The following is a 1,183-nucleotide window of genomic DNA, read 5'->3' on the forward strand; positions in this document are numbered from 1 at the left end:
ATGTACCCACGTTATTCAACGCGGCTTTACAATCAAATTATTTCTATGATATGAGGGCGCTAACGTTGGAGGATCAGGTGCATGATGTAATTAGTAGTAAACAGGAGATGGATGGCTCAATGGATGCGATCTTAAAATATGTTTCTGCAGATAAATCATATCATTCGTTATTCGTAACGGCTTTTTCTGAAAAGACCGGAAAAGGAATCAGTTCAGACCAAGTGACAAATGCCCTTGCCTGCTATATTCGCAGCTTAACAAAACTAAATAGCCGGTTTGATAAATATATGCTTGGTAATAGAGATGCTCTGTCAAAGCAGGAATTGAAAGGTTTTAATTTATTTATGGGAAAAGCGAAATGTGCCACCTGTCATTTCGTTCCTTTATTTAATGGAGTTACTCCTCCAAAGTATGTAGAAAGCGAAACGGAAGTGCTGGGCGTTCCCGTATCCCTTGCGGATTCTACGCTCGACTCGGATTTGGGTTATTATAACGTGATCGGTGTTGATTCCTATAAGAATGCTTTTAAGGTTCCTACTATTCGGAATATCAATAAAACTGCGCCTTATATGCATAATGGAGTATATAAGACTTTAGATCAGGTAATGGAATTTTATAATAATGGGGGAGGCGCAGGCTTAGGAATAAATCTTTCTAATCAAACGCTTTCCGAAGAAAATCTTCATCTCACTGAAAAAGAAAAAGAGGATATCATTGCCTTTATGGGGAGTCTGGAAAGTAAGTAAGATCGCTTTTGGCTGTCTAAAATAGTCCATCGTATTTGCAAAATACTCTATTGTGTTTCGTGCTATTAATTAATAGTTTAGTTGATTGTTTTAATCGTTTTTATGATAAGAAAAATTCAACTCTTGTTTTTTATTGCACTAATATGCTCAACACGGGTGTTTGCCGCGGAGGAAAGAATAAATAGTATTGCTGTTCAAAGGTTTAAAGAAAGCCCGGTAATCACTAACCAGTTTCTAACAGTAAATTATAATGCTGTTGAAAAGAATCTGGCGGTTGTATTTAAGGCAGGTAATAAAACTTTTTTGAAAAATATTATTCCAAAGAATGCCAATGGTATCATTAAAAAGAAGGAGCTTCTTAGCCCCGTTTTTGGTAAGGGTAGTGCATTGATTTTTTCGACTACCGATGGAGGTACTATATCGTTTACGCTTTACCC

2 protein-coding genes are annotated in these 1,183 nt (G+C 36.6%); both read left to right on the forward strand.

What is annotated here, in order from left to right:
- The coding region (locus AC1DDX_RS27620; RefSeq protein WP_477623062.1) for a cytochrome-c peroxidase at window positions 1–746 on the forward strand (746 nt) is incomplete at its 5' end.
- Between the two features lie 102 nt (window positions 747–848).
- A partial coding sequence (locus tag AC1DDX_RS27625) for a hypothetical protein (RefSeq protein ID WP_477623063.1) occupies window positions 849–1,183 on the forward strand: 335 nt, incomplete at its 3' end.

The sequence above is a fragment of the Pedobacter sp. 10L46_2 genome, from assembly GCF_056395165.1.